The sequence below is a fragment of the Rhizobium sp. SG741 genome (genome assembly GCF_012275435.1).
Lineage (GTDB): Bacteria > Pseudomonadota > Alphaproteobacteria > Rhizobiales > Rhizobiaceae > Rhizobium > Rhizobium lusitanum.
On sequence record NZ_JAAZQP010000012.1, the window covers coordinates 1 to 20,694 of the forward strand.

A 20,694-nucleotide genomic window follows, 5' to 3' on the forward strand; every position below is an offset into this window, starting at 1 on the left:
GGCCGGCCGGCGATCGCCATAAGCTTGCGACCCGTCGCGGGTCGTCTCGCGGAGGTGGTGGCCGCGACATTTGGACGGCAAGGTCCGCGACTGACTGCTGGCATCGGCCTGGCTGCGCTTGCTTTTGCCTTCGCTGCATCGACCGCAATTTTCAACGCGACCTATGAGGCTCAGGCTCGGGTCGACGCTGAACTCACCAACGGGGCCGACGTCACCGTCACGGGCACATCCACCGCGCCCGCATCCCGGGCGTTCGACCGCCTTTCCAGGCTGCCGGGCGTGGCGGCCGCCCAGTCGATGCAGCACCGATATGCATATGTGGGAACCGACCTTCAGGATCTCTATGGCATCGATCCGGCGCGTATCGGATCGGTCACGGCGATGTCCGACGCCTATTTCGCCAATGGCGACGCCAGGGCGACACTCACCAACCTGGCACAAACGCCCGACGGCGTGCTCGTATCGCAGGAAACGGTCAACGACTATCAGCTGAGCCGCGGCGACAGCATCAATATTCGCCTGCAAAACGCGGCCGATCACCAATACCGCGTCGTGCCCTTCCACATTGTGGGCGTGGTGCGCGAATTCCCGACTGCGCCGAAGGATTCGTTTCTGGTCGCCAATGCCGCTTACATTGCGAAGCAGACAGGTTCCGCGGAAAGCGAGATCGTTCTCATCCGGTCGAGCGGCGATCCGGCGCGTATCGCACGGGCCGCCCAAAGCGCGACTGCGGGCCTTCCCGGGCTCAAGGTCAGTCAGATCGGTGATGTGGTCGCCTTGATCGGGTCGAGCCTCACCGCAGTTGATCTCGCCGGTCTAACACGGCTGGAACTTATCTTCGCGCTTGTCATGCTGGCCGCGTCGGGCGGACTGGTACTTGGTCTCGGCTTTGCCGACCGCGAACGCTCCTTCGCAGTCCTCGTCGCTCTCGGGGCCAGACCACGACAACTCGGCGCGTTCGTTTGGAGCGAAGCCGCACTGGTCATCGGTAGCGGCATGTTCCTGGGTCTCCCGGCTGGCGCCCTGATTGCCTATGTGCTCGTCAAGCTGCTGACCGGCGTGTTCGACCCGCCGCCCGAGGTGCTTTCCGTGCCTTGGTTCTATCTCGCCGCTCTCGTCGTCACGGCGGCCGGCGCCGCTTTGCTGGCCGCGACCGGTGAGACAATGCGCAGCCGGACACACGTCGCGGAGAAGCTCAGAGGCGAATGAGAACCTGCTTTCCTCGCAACTCATGTCGCCATTGCGGGAAACGATAGATATCGGCGGCAGAAACCTTGAAAGGAAAAAGACAATGAAATCGCGAATGATTATTACCGCGATGCTGGTCCTGTCGCCGATCAGTGCCGCATTCGCCGCCCAGGTGTCCGGCACGATCACCGCAATCAGCAAGAATGCCGATACGATCACGCTGTCGGGCGGCAAAACCTACACCCTGCCCGAAGGGATTGAAGACACCAAGCTCCGAGTCGGCGAGAAGGTCCGGCTAACCTATGCGAATAAGGGCGGTAAGGCGGTCGTCTCGCATCTGGTTCCGCAGAAGTGAGGGTTGCGGCGGCCGGTGTCATTACCGGCCGCCGCTTTCGCGCGCGATTGGCAACTGACCGATTGTCCCCCGGCACCACGCCGACCTCCGTCCTAATTCTCAGCTAATTGAACCCGCGTAATCACGGTGGGCGAACCGACCGTCAACGGCAGAGCAGCGAGCGTATCGCGCTACCGCGGGCGGGCCATTCAACCGGCGAACGGAAGTGATGCCTTCCTTGCATCGCCAGAATTCAGGGGAAATCCACCGATGAGACAGATTTTTCTTGCCATCGCGCTCATCGCCGTTCCGGTGGCGGCCTTTACGAGTTTTGAACTTTACGCCAGTACCGCACCCGCCAAAACGGCGAGCCTCGGCGATCTGTCGCCATTCAAGACGATCATAGCTGATGTCCAGACCCTCGCTTCCAAAGGCGACCTCCCCAGCGCTGCAAAGCGCATCACAGACTATGAAACGGCGTGGGACCAGGCCGAGACCGCAATCCGGCCGCTAAACCAGAATGACTGGAACAATATAGACGCCGCCTCTGACGCGGCGCTGAAGGCACTGCGTCAATCCGCTCCGTCGGCTGACAAAGTCAACAAAACGCTCGCCGCTCTTATGGCGGTTCTCAACAATCCTGCTCAGCCTGCTCAATAGGCGGGCGGCGAACAGCATCACCCCCGCGCCGGAACGGCCCTCCGAGACATTCGACACCCATCCGAGGATACTTGTCATGCCTGCACCGACCGCTAAAGCTGTTGTTTACAATCGCGTTCCTCGCGTCACGGCCGACTTCTGGCTCATCAAACTGATGGCCGTCACCATGGGTGAAACGGCGGCCGACTATCTCAATGTGCAGATGGGGTTAGGGCTAACGGTGACGTCGCTGGTTATGTCCGCAATTCTGGCGGTCGCATTGGTCTGGCAGTTTGCGCAGAGGAAATATGTTCCCGCCGCCTATTGGCTTTCCGTGGTACTGATCAGCATTGTTGGCACATTGATTACCGACAATCTGGTCGACAACTTCCATGTGGCACTGATGGCTACGACGATTGCATTCTCGATCGCCCTGGCGCTGACTTTCCTATTGTGGTTCCAGAAGGAGCGGACGCTTTCGATCCACTCGATATTCACCGGCCGGCGTGAGGCCTTCTATTGGCTCGCTATCCTGTTCACCTTCGCGCTCGGCACGGCGGCGGGCGATCTGGTGGCCGAGCAGTTCGCGCTGGGTTATCTGGCGACCGGCGTTCTGTTCGGGATGATGATCATCTCGCTCAGTATCGGCTACTTCTTCCTCGGTCTCGACCCGATACTCGGCTTCTGGCTGGTCTACATCCTGACCAGGCCTCTGGGTGCTTCGTTCGGCGATCTGATGTCTCAACCTGCGCAATATGGCGGCCTCGGTCTTGGCACGGTCATAACAAGTGTAATCTTTCTCGCCGCGATCGTCACGATCGTAGTCTTCATGAGCATGGGGCATGAAGGCGAGGAACTGGTTGGCGTCGAAGAGGATGGGGAACGGGCAAAGGCCAGCCGAAGCGAGACGTTTACTGTTGCCGAAGAAGAACTCTAAAGCGGCCCCGTACCGTTGTCATCGGGGCGGATCCGTACTTCTCGACCTTTGTGAGCATCGCGCATACCCGATTGGTAGCTAAGGGCTTCCCTATACGCCTGTGTCGGCTTGCAGGCTCTGACATGGATATTCCAGCGGAAGCTTAGCTTAGACCAAAGAGGTGGACGCGCTCCATACCGAGTTAAAGTGCCCCCGGATCCTGCGACCAAACGCATCGCGCTTTGACGGCGGCTGAAGGGAATGGGCGCCGTCTATCTCCAGTACGGGGTCTGCTTGCTACCGAAGACCGACGATCATGTCCGACGCCTGAAGATGCTCGAGAACGATGTTTCTAAAATGGGCGGTGAATCCGTTATCCTGGAGACAATCGCCCTCGACCGCGCGCAAGAGGACAAGGTCTCCCGCTTCAAAGCCGATCGCGACGATCGGTATCGGGAGTTTCTGGGACGGTGCGCCGATTTCGAGGCCGAGATCGCAAAGGAGATCGCGATCAACAAGTTTACTTATGCCGAACTGGAAGAGGAAGACACCGATTTAAGGAAGCTCCAGGGCTGGCTGGAAAAGATCAAGAAGCTCGATTTTTACGGGGCCACGCTCGCGGCAGAGGCGAGCGAGCGCTTGCGAGGTATCGTTCGATGGCTACGCGCAAAGGATCTTCGATGCTCATGACGAGAACCGGTAAATGAGCGGTCAACTGGACAGGCCTGACCGAGCCACGGCGAGCACCGGCAGCTGGCTTATCCGCAGTTCCGGTCTCCCGACGGGGATCTGGGTCCTCGGGTTCGTCTCGATGCTCATGGATATATCCTCCGAGATGATCCACGCTCTGTTACCCATCTACATGGTTACAGTGCTCGGGACGTCAGTATTGAGCGTCGGCATCATCGAAGGTATTGCCGAGGCGACCGCCTCAATCACGAAGGTCTTTTCCGGTGCGCTCAGTGACTGGCTCGGCAAGCGCAAGCTGCTGGCGGCGATCGGCTATGGCTTGGCCGCCTTCACCAAGCCCATTTTCCCGCTGGCTGCATCAATCGAATGGCTCATCGCCGCGCGGTTCATCGACCGTGTCGGCAAGGGCATTCGAGGGGCGCCACGCGACGCCCTCGTCGCCGACATCGCCCCACCCGATCTGCGTGGCGCCAGCTTTGGCCTTAGGCAATCCCTCGATACGGTCGGCGCCTTCCTCGGACCGCTGTTCGCCATTGGCTTGATGTGGCTAACAGCCGACCAATTCCGGGCGGTGTTTTGGAGCGCGGTTATCCCGGCGTTCCTCTCCGTTGGTCTGATCGTCATCGCGGTCAAGGAGCCGGATCGGCCCAAGGAGCAGCGTCGTGTCCGGATGCCGCTGCATCGCGATGAACTGCGCGGATTGGGAGCGACTTATTGGTGGGTGGTCGCGGTCGCGGCTGTCTTCACGCTCGCCCGTTTCAGCGAAGCACTTTTGATCTTGCGGGCACAGTCCATCGGCTTCTCGGTAACGGTGATCCCCGTTGTCCTGGTCGTCATGAGCCTCGCCTATTTCCTTTCCGCCTATCCCATTGGCGTGCTGTCGGATCGCGTCAATCGCACGACGCTTCTGGCAACCGGGCTCGTCCTTCTGCTCGGAGCCGACCTCGCGCTCGCCTTCGCATCAGATCTCGTTTGGGTTGGGGTGGGTATCGTGCTCTGGGGCCTTCATATGGGTTTCACCCAAGGTCTGCTGGCAACATTGATTGCCGAGAGCGCTCCCGCCGAGCTGCGGGGAACCGCCTTCGGCGTGTTCAACCTGGTGACAGGGGTCGCACTGCTCGTAGCCAGCATCGTCGCCGGTGCTCTTTGGGACATGACGGGGCCGCGGGGCACATTCCTTGCGGGAGCCGCTTTCACCATGATGACTCTCGTCGGCTTGTTCATCGTCCGCGTCCGGCTGGGAGATCGGACCCATGTTTGAGCACCTGCCGTCCGCGTGTAATCCCGTCAAATAAATCACAAAGGCAGCGCGTCTTGGGCTGCTTGGGTCAAACTGGAGACTGCCAATGTATGAACTCGACGCCGCTTTAACGCATGCGACCAACGGACTGGCAGGACGCAGCGCTGCTCTCGATCTTCTGATGATCTGGATCTCCAGTGTTGGTGTTCCGCTTATGGTTCTGGCGGTCGCCGTTCAGTGGTGGCGGAGGCCCGACAGACCGCACATACGGCATGTCCTCGTCGCGGCCGGGTTCTCGTTTCTACTGGGGCTCGGCATCAACCAGCTCATTCTTCTCTTCATTCACAGGGCCCGCCCCTATGACGGCGGAATAACCAACCTGCTGATAGAACGAAGCGCCGACTTTTCGTTCCCCTCCGACCATGCAACGGCGACCTTCGCCATTGCGGCAGCCTTTCTCATTCATGGCTCGCGACGAGCCGGACTTGCTTTCCTTGCCGTAGCCTGCCTAATCACTTTCTCCCGTATTTATATCGGCACCCACTATGCCAGCGACGTTCTCGGCGGCGCGCTGACCGGGGTTATCGCAGCGCTCATTGTCCGTGCGGTGTATCGGGAAGGCACCAGGGCCGACCGACTGATCACCAGCATCCTATAGGACGACGGCAATGGCGTCCTTGGTCTCATCGGTAATCGACTGGCTAAGCGCGCATTCGCACATTGCCTATTTCGCAGTGTTCCTGCTTGCGCTCTCCGAGTCGATCCCAATGATCGGTGTCATCGTTCCAGGCACGGCGGTGATACTGGCGCTCAGCGCTCTCGTGCCGAGTGGTGTCTTGGTGCTGTGGCCTTTGCTGGCCGCAGCGACAGTAGGCGCGATCGTCGGGGATGGTGTCTCCTTCTGGCTTGGCCATCGATACCACCGCGAGATTCTTGGGCGCTGGCCATTGAACAGGTACCCGGAACTGATCGAGCGCAGCGAGGCCTTCTTCAAGCGGCACGGCGACAAGAGTGTCTTTATCGCCCGCTTTGCGCCGGGGGTTCGCGCCTTCGTCCCACTTCTCGCTGGGATGCTTGGAATGTCGGTGAGACGGTTCTATGCCGTCAACATCGCGTCGGCCCTTGTCTGGGCGCCGTCACACATTTTGCCGGGCGTTCTCGTCGGCGCCACATTCGGCGCTCTCGGCGCAGCGTCAAAACCACTGGCGATCCTTTTGATCATTCTGCTCGCAGCGGGCTGGGTAACGTGGCGTCTTGTGCACTGGACAATGAGGCGCGCTGTTCCGCTTCTGGACGTTGGCATCGCAGAGATGCGGAGCTGGGCTGAGACCCGCGATACATGGCTCAGCCGCAGTATCGCCAGCCTGCTCGACCCGGAACGTTCCGAAGCGCGGGTCCTCGCCTTGATGCTTGCCCTCCTCGGCGGCGTGGCGTGGCTGTTCTTCGGGGTTCTGGAGGACGTGATCAACGGTGATCCGCTGGTTCTCGCCGATAGCGCCATCTACCATGCACTGCAAGAGGTTCGCACGCCAGCCGGCGATGCGGTCATGGTCGGCATCACAGAGCTTGGCGACACCAGAGTCGTAGTGGCGGTCACGGCGATCGTGTTCCTATGGCTCCTGTGGAAACGTGCATGGCGCACGGCTGTTTTTTGGCTGGTTGCTGTCGCAGGGGCGTCGGCCCTCAACACCGTCATCAAAGTTACACTCCACAGAGCCAGACCAGATGAGCTGCTTTATTCCGGATGGAGTGCATTTTCCTTCCCGAGCGGCCATAGCACGACGAACATGGTGCTCTACGGTTTTCTTGCATTTCTTATTGCCCGCGAGCTTCGTCCCGCGCCGCAGTTGTCCGTCGCCCTGGGCGCAGCGGCCCTGATCTTCCTGATCGCGTTCTCCCGTCTGTACCTCGGTGCGCATTGGTTTTCCGACGTGGTCGGCGGGGCGGCATTCGGATCAGCTTGGTTGATCCTGCTTGGCCTCTTTTATCTGCGGCGTCCGGCCGAACGAATAGGATCCCCAGCATTGCTTGTTGCGGCGTCCGTAGCACTTCTCCTTGCCGGCGGAGGCAACGTTTATCGAAGCCATGCGACGGATGTGGAACGGTATGCAGCCAAGAGCGCGACACAGATCACGGCTGTTGCCGACTGGTGGGCGACAGGTTGGCAGACGTTACCTGAGCGGCGGATCGATCTCACCGGCGAAGTGGAGGAACCGCTGACGTTCCAGTGGGCGGGCAGTCTGCAGGATTTGGAGAATATTTTGCAGCAAGATGGTTGGGCGCCATCCATCGGTTGGACGTCGGCGACCGCCCTCAAATGGCTCACTGCATCCACCGACGCTGCTACTGTTCCTGTAGTTCCTCTGTTTGCAAGCGGCCGTCTTCCGTATCTCACGTTCGTGCGATCTGCTGGCACGACAACCGCGGCCAGTTCGCGTCTCGTTCTTAGACTGTGGGCAACCGGGCTGGGGGTCACAAACGGACAGACCGTACCGCTTTGGATCGGCTCGGTCACGGAAGAGCGTATCTATCACCCCCTCTCGCTGATCACTCTGGTTTCGACGCAACCCGACCTCAACGCGCCGCGGCAGGCGCTAGCGCAATCTTTAGAGGGCGGCAGCCTCGTGTCACGCGCTGCCGATCAAGCAAATGCTGAGTGGGACGGGCGTGTTTTGTTGGCGCACCAAAAATAGCAAAAGATCACGCTGTAGATGCCGTGCAGGAAGAAGTTGCCGCATCGCGAGGCGGCGACGCCAATGTGGACGAGGAATCCCGTTCTATCGAGTGAATAGTGCGGGCTCCGGACGGCTAGCCATCAGCATCGGACTGACGATCATCGCCAGCGAGCGACAGCGAGAAACCAACGTTCGCTACCATGAACGGCGGGACAAACGGCGCCGTCGACGAGCAGGCCCGGGCTCAATCGTGCACTCTCGACTGAAAAGAGTGCCGGCTGCGGCTAAGGTACCAAGGAAATCCTAGATCGACGGTTCTGTTCGAGCTGGCCGGGGCCGAGGGTTTTCCATCAAACTCAAGTAGGCTGTCAGCAAACCGGAAAGCTCGGTCGTCGGCTGCGGGCGTTTCGTGGGAAGGTGCCGTAGCCCTTTGCGCTCAAGGGCGTTCGCAAGCAGGCCGATCAAGGAAGCATGTCCATCCGCCGACAGGATGGACCGTCGCCAAAGCGCGACCACAGCATTGTCATCCTCTATCAGCCAGTCATTCGGTCGCATCGCCAGGCGCACGAAACATCGAATGCGCGCTGACGTGGACAGGCTGACGAGAGATGCCGCCGGATATTGGCTGCAAATGTCCGGAATGGCGAGCAGGCGCCGGATAAGGGAATTACTGGGCACCGCACCGGTGATCGCCTCCAGCCTGCAGATATCGTGAATGCATTGGTCCAGCGACCGCACGGATGGACTGACAGAAACCTTCGAAGCCTGTCGCAGATCGTACCCACAGGTGACACAAAAATGCTGTGGAACGAGCTCAACCTGGTTGAAAGCCGCAATGCGACTGCGACAGGACGGGCATCGATCACGCAATCCACATCGGTGATGCGGGCAAGAGATCCTCGTCGACAAGCGCCATTGCCGGCGAAAATACGGCTGGGGGTCCTCCGCCAGACATTGTGGGCAGAGTTGCAGCCAAGCCGAACTGCGGCGGCGTCCATCATCGCGAAGGGGAAGGAGCAGGCGCTTCAGCGGCGATCCCTTCAGGGACATCGTGAAAAGTTTCGGCAGGGAGATACCGGTGTGCGCGCTGAGGATGTTGACGGCGTCGGTCTGGAAATTCATGTCGAGGGAAGGAGACCACATCCCGGCGCTGAAGCCGAGCACACGACCAAATGGCCGAGGGGCAATGCCGTTCGCGAATGCGAGCCGATGCACCCAACTCGAGAGCAACTCGCCGGGCTGAGGTCGGACGACGACCGGCCATCGGTCCGAAACGAGTTCATCGTAGCGCGCGCGGATGGCGATCGTCGGCCCGCCTTCGAAGGTTGTCATAGCAGGCTCTCGCGCAGCGCGGCATTGCGCCGCTGCGAGATCGGGACATAGCGGAGTTCGTCGAGGCCGGCCTTGGTAACACGTTCCGCTCCCGAGCTTATCGCGGCGATCACCGCCTTCGTGACGATGGTGACCGTCTCGCCGATCAATCCTTCCGACAGGTTGAATATGCGTCGCGCCAAGCGCTCACTGGACAAATCCGAAACCTGCATCAGAGGCAAGGCCGCTTCCAGGCTGTCGAGGAGCATGAGATATTCTTCGCCATATTGCCACCGCGGAACGGCGCAAAAGTCAAACCGGCTTGCCATCTCGCTGGTGGCATTGATGAAGTCGTAGACGGCCACCTCGCCGATTAGCACCGGGGATATATCGTACTGGCGCCCGATCCGCCGCAGGAAGGCAAAGACGGCCTCGACGTCGCGCGTGCGTCCGCGCAGCACATTGTGGAACTCGTCGAAAATCAGCATCCTCGGTTTGAGGGTGGCCAGCAGGTGATCGAGTTGCTCGGCCTTGCGCCCGACGTTGTGAAAGTCGCCGCCAGGGGCTCGCAACGCTTGGAGAATGCTGCCGTAAAAGTGTCCGAGCCCAGCGCCCTCGCGAGTCTGGATCATCCATATTCTTTGTTCGGGCGAGCGCCTCAAATGTTCGACAGCGAACCGCTCGGCAATCATCGTCTTGCCATTGGCGTACGGTCCGACCAGCATCAGACCCTGCGTGCGCAACGATGGTGGTCGCGATAGCAAGTCCTCCAGCCGCCGATGAGCGTGTTGCGCCACCTGATGTCCGATCCATCGCGAAGCACGGACATAGCCGACGCGTTCTTCCAGGTCACGATCCAGATAGGAGCGCGCATGCTCGATGAGATGGTCCGCCATGACTGGTCACCAATCCTCGATCGGCAGGATGCGTTTCGGCCGGACAGGATGGCCATCCGACGCCGGTCCTTGCGGCTGCATGGCTGAATGGGGCTTTACCGCCGCAGCGGCATGTGCGCTGCGAACGGCATCGCGAAGTTGGCTCTTCGAAGGTTTTGCGGCCGTCGCAATGCCGGCGATTTCCCGGCGAAACGCCACCTGTTGGACGCTCGAGCGCTGGTTTGCCGCGCGCCGACGGGCGCGCTCCGCCTCAAACTCCCACAGCGTCAGCGACGTCAGTCGACCATCACGCCGCTCGACAGACCGATATTGCCGGGTTTCCGGGTCTCGGACGTAGACATGGCTGATGTCGCGGGGATCGTATCGGATCTCCAGTTTTCCAAGCCGGTCGCGCTGCGGAACGAGAACGCCAAGCCAAGGTGCATAATAGTCCAGGGCGAACATGCTGATGCCCTGCGGGGACAATTGTCTCTCCGTTCCCGGCAGAAACGACAACAACACACGTTGCGGGTCGTCATCGAAGCGCGGCAAGTTCTTGCTGTTCTGCCGCCATTCCATGATCGGCACCTTCAGCGTCTTGGAATTTTCCTGAAGATTGTGATCGATTACGGCCAGAGCGACGCAACGCTCCAGATCCGTAAAACTCAGTCGGGCGTGCTGCCCGGCAGGGTACCCGTCACGATCGGCCACCGATCGGCCGGACGACCCCGGATAGGTGGTGAGAACCGCGTTGAGCTTGCCCAGAAGGCGTTCGACCACGCCGCCCTGATGTACCCGGCCGCGATCACGGTAGCGGATCCGGATGCCATAGTCGTCGCAGCCGCGTTGGAACGCGTGCCCCTTGAATTCTTTTGCCGAGTCCGTGACGAGCAGCCGCGGCCGACCGAACGTCGGCCATGGGTGATCAAAGTTCCGTGCGGCAAGCCAAGCCTCCTTCGGGCACATGGCATGGGCGAGGCAAAGCGCGACAGACAGGACCGACGGCTTTTCCAGCGTTAGGCAGAAGCCGAGGATCGATCGTGTCGCGACGTCCGTGACGATCGTCAGATAGGGACGACCGACAAACACCCCGCTTGTGTCGATGACCTCCACGAAATTGATATCGGCCGGCGTATGGTCGATTTGACAGACGTCCAGCGGGTGCGCTGCGTGGATGTAACCCGGCCGAGGTTTCAGGCGCAGCAGGTGCTTTGGGTTGGCCGATCGCTTCCTGGCGATTTCTTCGGGTCCGAACAATGCCGGAATTCGCCGGGCGACGGAAACGTAAGACGGCAGGACCAGGCCGGCTTCTTCGCAGCGGGCACGGATTTCGGCAACGACGGGCGCAAGAGGCGGCGCCTCCAGTACCAGCCATTGCTCGCGCAACGTTGCGCTGATGATCGCCTCCACTTCGGCCGGAAGCCGCATGCGCCGGGTCTCGGCGGTGCGTGGCAGCAACGCCGTCACTGTACGGGCAACGCGATAGCGTGCGAGCAGATTGTAGACTTGTCGGGTGGTCAGGCGCAGCTCGGCCGCGGCCCGGGCGATAGCTTTTTGCCTTGGACCACCATCATCGAGAACCTTATCCAATTCACGGGCGGCACGTCGCGCTGCCGACCATTGTTCGTCCGTGACCGTCGGGGCCGCCTTGGTTGCTCGATCGCGCAATTGCTTTGGCAAACGGCAACTCTCGCTGAAGTCGTTAGCGGAAAATCGCGTCGTATTTACCGGCTAAACTTAACAGAGGCGTGACATTTTCTAAATTGAAATAGCAAGGTAAAAGCCACAGTCGCTCTCACCCGTCTCGACGAGCGGATTGCCCGCTCGCCGGTCGGTCAGGGATGGGTCGAACGCCAAAACTTCGCCGATGCCTGCGCCTCGCTGTGGATCGACGGCGAGCTCGTCCATCTCGAAGACCTCGTCCTCCATGACGCCACCCGCGATATCCGCACGCCGACCCACGAACTCACCATCGCCCGCGACGTTCTTCGCACCCGCCGGCGCATTTCTGGCCAGACACCAAAGTGGGCCCTATCGCCTGACGGTTTGCGGACGCTCCGGCAGACATCGGAAATCACATCGGTCGTCCCTAACGATGCGCCGAAGGCCGACATCATCCGGCGCGCAGTTCCAGAGCGCACGGAAGGGGAGGGGGATGATGGTGATGACGCCAAAGATCTGCCCGGTGTCGACTATGCCGCCATCGATGCGGTGCTCGCCCGATCGGAGGCCGCGATCGAGGACGCCAAGCGGCCTGGCCGTGGAAGCGTTCAAGACAAAGATCCGATGATTTACGATCTCGATTGGGACGAGGACGCCCGGCTCAACGAATGGCGCGGCGTATTGCGCCAGGCCGAAACCATGCCGGCGATATTGCAGGCCATCGTCGCCCTCGATGCCTGGAACGAACTGTCCGTGCTTCAGCACGCGCCCTGGCTCGGCCGCCTGTTGTCTGCGTCGATCCTTCGGGAAGCCGGCATCACCAGCGGCTCTAATCTCGCCGCCATCAATCTTGGCCTGAAAACCATTCCCGTCGATCGGCGCCGCCATCGCGACCGAGAGACAAGGCTGCTCGCCATCGCCCACGGGCTTTTGGCGGGCGCCGAGATCGGCATGAAGGAACATGACCGACTCGCCTTGGCTCGGCAGCTGATGGAACGGAAATTGTCGGGAAGACGAACGTCGTCAAAATTGCCGGAGCTGGTCGAGCTGGTGATGGCAAAACCACTGGTGTCGGCCGGGATTGTGGCGAAGACGCTGGATGTGACGCCGCAGGCGGCGCGGCGGATCGTGATGGAGCTCGGCCTCAGGGAGATGACGGGGAGGGGGAGGTTTCGGGCATGGGGGATCGTTTGATGGCCCTATCGAGGGGCCAATATGAAATTGGCTTTGTTTGTGACCTAAAATGGCAATGGTTCACGCACTAAAGAAATCTTTATTTCATCCTTTCCATAATTCAATAAATCCAGCTTGTCGGAAAGCTGGAAATCATTATATTGATCTAATCCGATGACTGCGCGAACTCTTTGCATGAGGTTTCAAGATTGGCTCAGGCAGACAAAGATAACGTTCGCGACGTGGCTGACGCGGATAGCAAGTCTCTCAATTTCAAAGTAAGCGACGATTTCAAACGTGAGTTCAAGGGCTTTGCCGTTGCTCATGGAATAACGATGACGGACCTCCTGAAAGAAGGGTTCGAGCTGGTCAAGATGAGGCGCAAAGGTGCTTGATCGTCTTCGCCAAACACCGCGCAGCGACGTACTTTTGGTGCGGTCATGACGCCGGTCGCTGATGCAGCCGCTGCAAAGTCGGCTGAGTGGCTTTTGCCATCGGTGAAAACAACACTCTCCCTCCCGTTGATGGGTTGGTCGCTGTCAGAGACTTTGACGCGACGAGTCACCTGCCAGAGGTCGTCGCAGTAATCGAGCGTGCTCGCAGCTACGGTGCTCGGGCCGTGTTTTTCGAAGCGCAGCGAAACGGCCGTCCTCCTATCGCTCAAGCATTAATATTCGACGCAAAAGATCATCCTGACGAAAAGCAATTCGCCGAGCTCCATAAGCGTCTTTGGAGCTGGGGGGGCGTTCCACTGCTGTATCGGGTTGGACCTGGAGTGATCCAGCTGTTCAGGTGCGCGCATGCGCCGGACTTCTTGGGGCCGAACGATGTCCCCGTTTGCAATCCTATCCGAACGCTCCAGTTGGGTGCCGATATCACCGCGGCGGAAATCTGGTGGGATGCGAAACGGATTCGCAACGGCGCCATCTGGGACGATCCTGACGCTTGCGAGTTAATGCTCTCGGCCACAAAGTCAGCACATCGCAAGCTAGTGGCTGGAGTACGGGTGCTGGCTGGTCAGCTCACAGATAGCCATCTCCTCGATGCACAGCTGCGCCGCCGGCTGCTTATCCTTACCTTGTTGATCGCATATTTGGAGGAACGGTCGGTCTTGCTTCCCGATGATTTCGGGAAAGTGCTTCCTGGCGCGGAGCATTTCTTTCAGGTGCTGGCTGACGCTCCGGCCTTAATAAAGCTCTTGGAGATGCTGGAGGCGCGGTTTAACGGACATGTCTTCCGACTGCAGGACGAGGAGCGCGTTGCGCTGCAGAGAAGCGTGGACTTATCTCGTTATGCGAAGCTTGTGCAAGGATACGAGGATGAGAACGGGCAAGGCAATTTTTGGCGGCTCTATTCGTTTCGAGACCTACCCGTCGAGCTTATAAGCAATATCTATCAGCTCTTCGTCAAAGACGCCGCGAGTTCTATATACACCCCGCCAGCACTCGTTCGGCTTATGCTTGAAGAGGCACTCAGCTGGGATAGGTTGGATGAGCTCATGGCGAGCGACGGCGTGTTGCTCGATCCGGCATGTGGCTCGGGTGTTTTTCTCGTCGAAGCATATAAGAGGCTTGTCCTTCATTGGCGATCGCGCCACGGCTGGAGAAAGCCAGACGTCGGTACACTCCGACAATTGTTGCTTCGTATACACGGTATCGATTTAGAAGATGGCGCGGTCGAGCTCGCTGCGTTCAGCCTATGCCTGAGCTTATGCGACGCGCTTGACCCCGAGGAGATCCGAGCAAGCATCAAGCTTTTTCCGCAATTGAACGGTGTCTCATTGCATGGAAGCTGTTTCTTCGAGGCCCGAGAGAAAGGTCTCCTCACAGACCACGTAGCCGTAATTGTTGGCAACCCTCCGTTTGAGTCTTCTCTAACCACTGACGGTGCGAAGCGCGCGTACAAGCGTTACAGTGAACAATACGGCGCTCTAGCTGACAATCAACTTGCCTACCTTTTCCTGCATGAGGCGATGGTTTCTTTGCGGCCCGGCGGCATCTTGGCGATGATTGAGCCAGCAGGATTTCTTTACAATCAAAACGTTTCTTCGTTCCGAAAACGCTTTTTCGCGAATTGGCGTGTACGAGAAATTCTGGATTTCGTTTCGGTTCGAGGACTGTTCAAAAAAGGCGAGGCGGATCCGAAAATCGTTGTGGTTTTAGCTGAAGCGCAAGAGGCGACCCCTGACGGCAAGCTGCTACATGCTGTGTTTCGCCGTAACGGCAGAGCCACCGCTGAACAGGGCTTTGATATTGATTACTACGATCTTCATTGGCTGAGGAATGCGGACATCGGTGCATCTGGCGATGTCTGGCGCGCAAATCTGCTAGGCGGAAGTCGCGTGAGAGTCTTGATTGAACGGTTGCGGAAGTTCCCCACGCTGCGCGACTATGCAGTTGAACATGGATGGGACTTCGGTGAAGGTTACATTGCTGGTCTGAAAGGGATCTCGAGGCCGGCTGATCACTTGGTGGGAAAACCCCTCCTGCCGACGGAGGCCCTCTCGGAGGACGGTATTGACACTGAGGCAATCGTCAGTGTTCCCGATCGGCCAATCAAGGATACCAAAACCGCGCGAAGATTTACGCCGCCTTATCTCTTGATCAAAGAAAACGAAGACCTTCATCACGGGCTTTGGGAAGGTCATTACCTCGCGTACAAGCATCGTATCGTCGGCATAGCTTCTGGCCGAAACGACTTGTCCCAACTGAAGGCGATCGAGTCGTGGCTACAGAAAGAGCGTGTCGTGTTGAAAGCTTACGTTGCAGGCGTGAGTGCAAGCTTGTTCGTCCAGCGAGCCACGGCGATTTTGAGCGCGGATATACTGTCTCTCCCCTATCCCGCTGATCACGACCTTGATCTAAGCGAAAATGAGCGGATCATTGCCGAGGATATCGTTGAGTTTCAGCGCGATTTCATTCGTCGCGGGACAGACGCCGCCCTGATGCGCAGGGCTCCGGAGCAGGCCCTTGTTTCGTTCGATAAGATTTTGGCAGGGCAAGTAAATGCCGTCTATCGGCGCAATCCACTGCGGTCGTTGCATAGCTATCACTGGGCTGGAGCTATCTGCAAAGCCTATGCTTTCGGCGATGGTGCCGTCGATTGGTCGGGCGCGGAAGAGCTTCATCTGAAGCTGGATAAGTTATTGCATGAGCGCCGGCAGTCCGGGCTTACGATTGCGAGGGTGATGAGGCTCTATGATCGCAACTTCGTCTTCCTTTTGAAGCCGGACCGTCACCGGTTTTGGACACGTTCTGTAGCGTTGCGCGACGCTGACGATATGCTCGCCGATTTAAGGGCTCAAGGTTTCTGATATGCTGGCCGAAAACGGGGAGTATTCAAGCCAAGCCGGCGCTCTTAATGCCGACGTTCAGGTTACCGGCGAGTGGCTTTCGTCCCTTCTTGAGTTCATCGCTGCCGCATTACCCGCCTGGCGAGATGATCCTGCGCGGGAAACCGTTCATGGTGAGACCCGATTGACGGCACAACTGTGCGCAAGACTGAACAGCCTGACCCGTCATTCTCCAGGCTGGGATATTCTTCAGTTCCGCCGTGAAGAGCCAGACGACACTGATGCGAGACGCGCGGTTGATCTGGTCGCCGCGCCGCGAGGCCAGATCATCTGGTTAGCGGGGCGTGAGTACAACGAATATCAGACGCTCCTTCCAATTGAGTGCAAGCGGCTGCCAACTCCACCAGGCGTCGATCGTGATGAGCGCGAGTACCTGATCAGCCAGTACACTTCCACTGGCGGAGTCCAACGCTTCAAGGCGGGTCACCACGGCGCAGCTCACTCACGGGCGGCAATGATAGGCTACATTCAAGAAGGCGATGTCCATCACTGGGTTCGGCAAATAGATGCTTGGATTGATGCCATCGTCGCTGAGCCGACGGTCGGATGGTCCGCAGACGATAAACTCGCGTTGATCCAGAGTTATGACCCTGAACGTGTGTCTGCATTGCAGTCGAAGCACGTTCGTCGATCAGGCCTTCAGCCGATTAGGATTGACCACCTCTGGATAGAAATGTGATCCGACGTCTCGCGCCGCGTTGCAGCCGTTTGCAACCCGTCGCCACCAGATCTCTGGTTCGGACGCGAACGTTTCCAATATCTACCGGCGGGATAGAGTTAGCAACCTTTGGAACCGAATATCCGACTCAAGACGCGGGCTCTTCGAAGCGATATGCTTTAGGGCTTTATCGAGTCCATTCGGGATAATTGCGCCATCCTCAGCACCAACCGTTTTATCCAGTACTGATAGCAAAGCGCTCGCATCTCTCGCGGAATCTACACCCGTGATTGTTCGCTCATCAGCACTGCGGTCAAGTATCCCGTAATCCCAGAGCGACCAACACTGAAATGGTGTAAGATACGGCAGGATGAGTTCGGTGGCCTCAGCGTAGTTGTCGCCGGCTGCCGCCGGGAAATCGGCGAAAGCGTCCGACAATGTCGGAGATGAGAGCGTCAATTCCTTTGGCCAAACTTCCTGAAAGAGCTTCTTGACTATCCCAAACTTTTCACCGGGATCCTTTGGCTCTGCCTTGTCGTCTTTGAGATAATTTTTCATCGCATCGAGCGCACGGGTTCGTACCGGATCTCCCCCGATACGCAGCATCTGCTGCGTCAGGTGAGAGGGAATTGTCAGCTTCTGGCCGTCGCGCATATCAATGATCGTCGAAAACACCACCCGCTGGCTGAGCGAGCCCCGAGCTTCGTCCAGCAATTCGTCTCCTGCCGCCGCGGCGATCATGTGCGGTCCCAACTCTTCCAGGACGCTTTTCGGAGGCAGGAAGCGACTGTGGACGAAACCATGCCAGAGTTCGATACTCGCACCAGCGGCCGAGATCAGAGGCTCAAGGAGGTTCACTCGTGACCAAACTTCGTCGGCCGCCCAGTAGTAATTGAAGCTGCTGAGCAACTGATATTGTGCCTGTAGCTTCGCTTCGCCTTCCGTCTGTTCGATGCCGGCCAACGCGTCGCGCCATGGTGAGTCAGATAGCGGTTTCGTGTCTTTCTTGAAGCTCGGGCACGCTTGCATAAAAGCAGAAACGAGATTGCCGACAGCGCTAGAGTAGCTGCGGTCTCGCAGGGGAACATTCCTTTCGGCGTTTTGGTTCGTCTTTTTAACTGCGATGGGCCAAAGAGCCAACCAAGCCCGGATGAGATCGTCCTCGCCACTCAATAGCCGGGCCCAGATCGACATCCAGGACGAGAGTCCCTGGAGCGCGTTTTCGATCGTCGCCTCGTCTAGACGGGCAATCTCGATACAGGCTTTGAGGGCCACGGGGATCAGCTCTTTATCTTCAGGGCTTGTCGTGTCGATCGTAACATTCAGATCGGAGGGCCTGAAACCATAGCCGAAGGCCTGCCACACCTTTTCACGAGCCAGCGACTTCGGCGCTTCGGCAAGAAGATCAAGAATCAGATCAGGATTCCGTCCAATGAAGTCTGAAGCGGCGCGGCTTTTGCCTTCCCATCCTTCGTCACTCAGATGACGCGCAAGTTCGTCAATAAGTTTTGCAGAAGGAACATCTCCAAAGGTTGGATCGCCGCTTCGATCGTCGATTAGTGTTCTAACGCCAGGATTGAAGCCGTCGGTGACGGAGGCCACGTCACCTTCTCGGGGGTGCTGAAGAAGAGTCTTCGCTAGCCATGCTTCAGTCGGTATCGAAAGATGACCACCCCCAGCCTTAATTCGCTGCAATTCGGTGACGCTCCTGCGCGCAACCGCTCTTTGGGCGTTGTCTTTTCCCATTCTCTTTTTCAGTCTTGCAATCGGTTCGCCATTGACGAGCCGCCGCTCGATTGGCGCAACCACATCATCGGGAAGCGAAGACCATCGGACTGCACGGAGTTCCGCAAACTCGGGAAACGCATCCGTCCACCAGAACTCAATATCGTCCAAGGAAGCCAGGAATCGACCGACCTCGGTGGCGCTGACGAGGGCTTCATCTCGGGCAGCAGCTGCCCAAAGCCGCTTGTACAATTTCCAGCGATCGGCATCCCAGACTGTCATTACCCGCAGTGCAGCTGGACGATCAATCTCGCCCAAGCGTTCGAAAACCGCGTAAAGCAGCTTTGTGGTCGGTGCAAACCCTTTGCCGTAGCGGTCCGGTTCTCCTCCTCCTTCAGCAAACTGACCCGCGGGCACGAAATAGACGCGATGAACGAGCCAGACCGTCGAGTCCGCATCGCTAGCAATCATCCCGATCCGCCGCGCTTGGTTAAGCCCAGTGAGCAGAACAGCGTTTAGCGCGGTCGCCAGCTCGAAGAGAAAGTCGCGGTCGTTGATCTCCGCCAAACCAATCTCTTCGGGGGTAAGCCGCTCCCCGCCATCAATCGAAACCCAGAAGATATCTCCTACGGTTTTGGGATGCTTTGCGCGCTTGCGGCCGAACGCTTCGTATTTTTGGCCGCTCTGGACTTTTATCCGCGGCCGAACAGCTTCGGCAATGAGCTTGATTATTTGAGATGGAGAGGCGCCTGATTTCAGTTCTCGTTTAAGAAGCAGCCGATCATATGCACCGTCAGTCGTTGAATCGTCCCAATACTCGAGTAGGTAAACCCAAGCCTGCCTGTATGGTTCTGCAACATCTGCGACGCGGAACTCGAGAAGGTCCTTGAGGGCAGCGCGTTCCGCCAGCTGATCGTACCGCAACGCGAGCGCCCATTCGAGGAATTCGCGGTCTTCGAGACGTTCCATCGCAAACACGCGCGTGTTCTGCGCGATGATTGCATCGTTATCCGACAATCGCGGTGCTCTCACCTAACGTCTCCTCGGCGCATCGCGAACCACCTGGTTCATCGTCGTGAGCCATTTCGGTGATGCCTTGCAGGAGGCAAGGAGCCGCGCGAGTTCTGCTTGTTCGCTTGGGTTGCACCGGCTGATATAGTATCGAAGGAAGGATTGGGCTGCGACCCCGTCTGGCCCATCAGGATCCAGCTTGGCGACGGTTTTCAGATAGGTTTGCACGCGCGCCGTGTTGCGCTTGTCCGGGATGATCTCCGACCACCGTGACAATACCTCAGTCAACGCCTTATGTTTATTGGCTCGATCGTAGGGTATCGGCGTAATACCGCGCGACTGCCATTCGATCGCCGTGCGGTCATCTCCCGGTGCGCAACCGACGAACGCGTAACGAGGCTTGAGGTCATTGAAGTGCCTCTCGTCGGCGGCAATAGCGTTCAGTAGGTAGCGCACGGGGGAGTCATTGGCGCTGTAGCCGACTAGAACTAGGTGAAAGATGCGGGCTGCGTCGTAGAGAAAGGATGTGACGATATGGCGCCTGAGATATGCGTCGCCAAAGTCCTGGTCCGTGAGTATCAGCGCCGAGCCCCTTTGCGATTTGAGCGGCAGCATTCCGTGGACGTGCAGAATTCCTGCAAATTCAGTGTTTCGGCTGGGATTTGGAATCTCACCGAGGGCAAAGGCGGAATCCGAATATCTTTCGCGTCTAGCGGCTATGCTAAGAAGACGATCGAAGTTGGTCGTCACTAGCAGCGTCTGGCCGAAGCGTTGACCAAGACGCACGAGGGCCGAGTGCAGGGGGTTAGGCTCGACCGTCCGGTCTAGCACCGTCTGCGCTGCCCGCCGAAGCGTACTGGCTTTGCTCGGGTCGCCATCAATGCGACGCTCCAGCATGCCAAGAACAACATCATATTCGTGTTGCGCAAAAAACTTTAGCTCCGTGCGCTGTTGGTGGGTTAGAAGATCCGGCACGGTGTCCCAGCTAGGGCCGCCCTTCTTCTGCACGGCCGCGAGTGGTCCGCTCATCGCGGGATCTACTTCCGCGTAGATGTCTGCGACCAAACCGCCGAAATCCGGAAGTGAGGAGGGGGCCGGGTAAGAGGCTCCGGCGCCGACAATGAACAACACTTCGCCATGATCTCTCGCCGTGAGCAAATCCATGGGCAGGGGCGGAAGGTCTTTGCCGAGAACAATGGAGGTGGTCACGTGCGGCTTTCGTGTGAGAGGGGATGTGGTTGCACC

The 20,694-nt window shown here is 58.7% G+C and carries 16 protein-coding genes and 1 pseudogene; 12 read left to right on the forward strand and 5 right to left on the reverse strand.

Translation table 11 applies throughout. The features are described 5' to 3' along the window. The 8 genes from FHT29_RS25915 to FHT29_RS25950 form a co-directional block, all read left to right on the forward strand. On the forward strand, window positions 1–1,209 hold a 1,209-nt coding region (locus tag FHT29_RS25915), incomplete at its 5' end, for an FtsX-like permease family protein (RefSeq protein WP_168600372.1). An 82-nt stretch (window positions 1,210–1,291) separates the two neighbouring features. After that, a complete protein-coding gene (locus FHT29_RS25920; protein ID WP_168600373.1) occupies window positions 1,292–1,543 on the forward strand; it encodes a DUF1344 domain-containing protein in 252 nt (83 codons plus the stop codon). A 249-nt stretch (window positions 1,544–1,792) separates the two neighbouring features. Then, a complete protein-coding gene (locus FHT29_RS25925; protein ID WP_168600374.1) occupies window positions 1,793–2,182 on the forward strand; it encodes a hypothetical protein in 390 nt (129 codons plus the stop codon). 76 nt (window positions 2,183–2,258) lie between these two features. Next, window positions 2,259–3,098, forward strand: a complete 840-nt coding sequence (locus tag FHT29_RS25930) for a hypothetical protein (RefSeq protein ID WP_168600375.1) — start codon at window positions 2,259–2,261, stop codon at window positions 3,096–3,098. 240 nt (window positions 3,099–3,338) lie between these two features. Next, window positions 3,339–3,767 (forward strand): Chromate resistance protein ChrB, encoded by a 429-nt coding sequence (locus tag FHT29_RS25935; RefSeq protein WP_246703120.1) that lies wholly within the window; start codon window positions 3,339–3,341, stop codon window positions 3,765–3,767. Between the two features lie 13 nt (window positions 3,768–3,780). After that, complete coding sequence (locus tag FHT29_RS25940) at window positions 3,781–5,028, forward strand: MFS transporter (RefSeq protein ID WP_168600376.1); 1,248 nt, start codon at window positions 3,781–3,783, stop codon at window positions 5,026–5,028. 85 nt (window positions 5,029–5,113) lie between these two features. Next, a complete protein-coding gene (locus FHT29_RS25945; protein ID WP_168600377.1) occupies window positions 5,114–5,665 on the forward strand; it encodes a phosphatase PAP2 family protein in 552 nt (183 codons plus the stop codon). A 10-nt stretch (window positions 5,666–5,675) separates the two neighbouring features. After that, window positions 5,676–7,700 (forward strand): bifunctional DedA family/phosphatase PAP2 family protein, encoded by a 2,025-nt coding sequence (locus tag FHT29_RS25950; protein WP_168600378.1) that lies wholly within the window; start codon window positions 5,676–5,678, stop codon window positions 7,698–7,700. Between the two features lie 285 nt (window positions 7,701–7,985). Here the strand turns inward: FHT29_RS25950 and FHT29_RS25955 are convergent, their stop codons facing one another. The 3 genes from FHT29_RS25955 to FHT29_RS25965 are packed head-to-tail and all read right to left on the reverse strand — an operon-like array spanning window position 7,986 to window position 11,548. Then, complete coding sequence (locus FHT29_RS25955; RefSeq protein WP_168600379.1) at window positions 7,986–9,014, reverse strand: TniQ family protein; 1,029 nt, start codon at window positions 9,012–9,014, stop codon at window positions 7,986–7,988. Continuing rightward, a complete protein-coding gene (locus FHT29_RS25960) occupies window positions 9,011–9,889 on the reverse strand; it encodes a TniB family NTP-binding protein (RefSeq protein ID WP_168600380.1) in 879 nt (292 codons plus the stop codon). Before FHT29_RS25960 ends, FHT29_RS25955 begins: the two co-directional genes overlap by 4 nt. Window positions 9,890–9,895: 6 nt before the next feature. Beyond that, complete coding sequence (locus FHT29_RS25965) at window positions 9,896–11,548, reverse strand: Mu transposase C-terminal domain-containing protein (RefSeq protein ID WP_168600381.1); 1,653 nt, start codon at window positions 11,546–11,548, stop codon at window positions 9,896–9,898. 108 nt (window positions 11,549–11,656) lie between these two features. Here FHT29_RS25965 and FHT29_RS25970 point away from each other — a divergent pair. From FHT29_RS25970 to FHT29_RS25985, 4 genes and pseudogenes are all read left to right on the forward strand, one after another. After that, window positions 11,657–12,724: pseudogene (locus FHT29_RS25970) on the forward strand (RHE_PE00001 family protein); the annotation flags it as partial. A 188-nt stretch (window positions 12,725–12,912) separates the two neighbouring features. Continuing rightward, on the forward strand, window positions 12,913–13,098 hold the full coding sequence (locus FHT29_RS25975) for a hypothetical protein (RefSeq protein ID WP_210255539.1): 186 nt from the start codon (window positions 12,913–12,915) through the stop codon (window positions 13,096–13,098). Window positions 13,099–13,322: 224 nt separating this feature from the next. Further along, window positions 13,323–16,016, forward strand: a complete 2,694-nt coding sequence (locus tag FHT29_RS25980) for an N-6 DNA methylase (protein WP_348644891.1) — start codon at window positions 13,323–13,325, stop codon at window positions 16,014–16,016. A gap of 1 nt (window position 16,017) precedes the next feature. Continuing rightward, window positions 16,018–16,734 (forward strand): hypothetical protein, encoded by a 717-nt coding sequence (locus tag FHT29_RS25985; protein ID WP_168600383.1) that lies wholly within the window; start codon window positions 16,018–16,020, stop codon window positions 16,732–16,734. An 81-nt stretch (window positions 16,735–16,815) separates the two neighbouring features. Here FHT29_RS25985 and FHT29_RS25990 read toward each other — a convergent pair whose 3' ends face one another. Both FHT29_RS25990 and FHT29_RS25995 read right to left on the reverse strand, forming a co-directional pair. Beyond that, window positions 16,816–19,470 carry a hypothetical protein gene (locus FHT29_RS25990; RefSeq protein ID WP_168600384.1) on the reverse strand — a complete coding sequence of 885 codons (2,655 nt, stop codon included), beginning with the start codon at window positions 19,468–19,470 and terminating at the stop codon, window positions 16,816–16,818. Further along, window positions 19,471–20,658: an SIR2 family protein gene (locus FHT29_RS25995; RefSeq protein WP_168600385.1), complete on the reverse strand. Its 1,188-nt coding sequence runs from the start codon at window positions 20,656–20,658 to the stop codon at window positions 19,471–19,473. Between the last annotated feature and the right edge of the window lie 36 nt (window positions 20,659–20,694).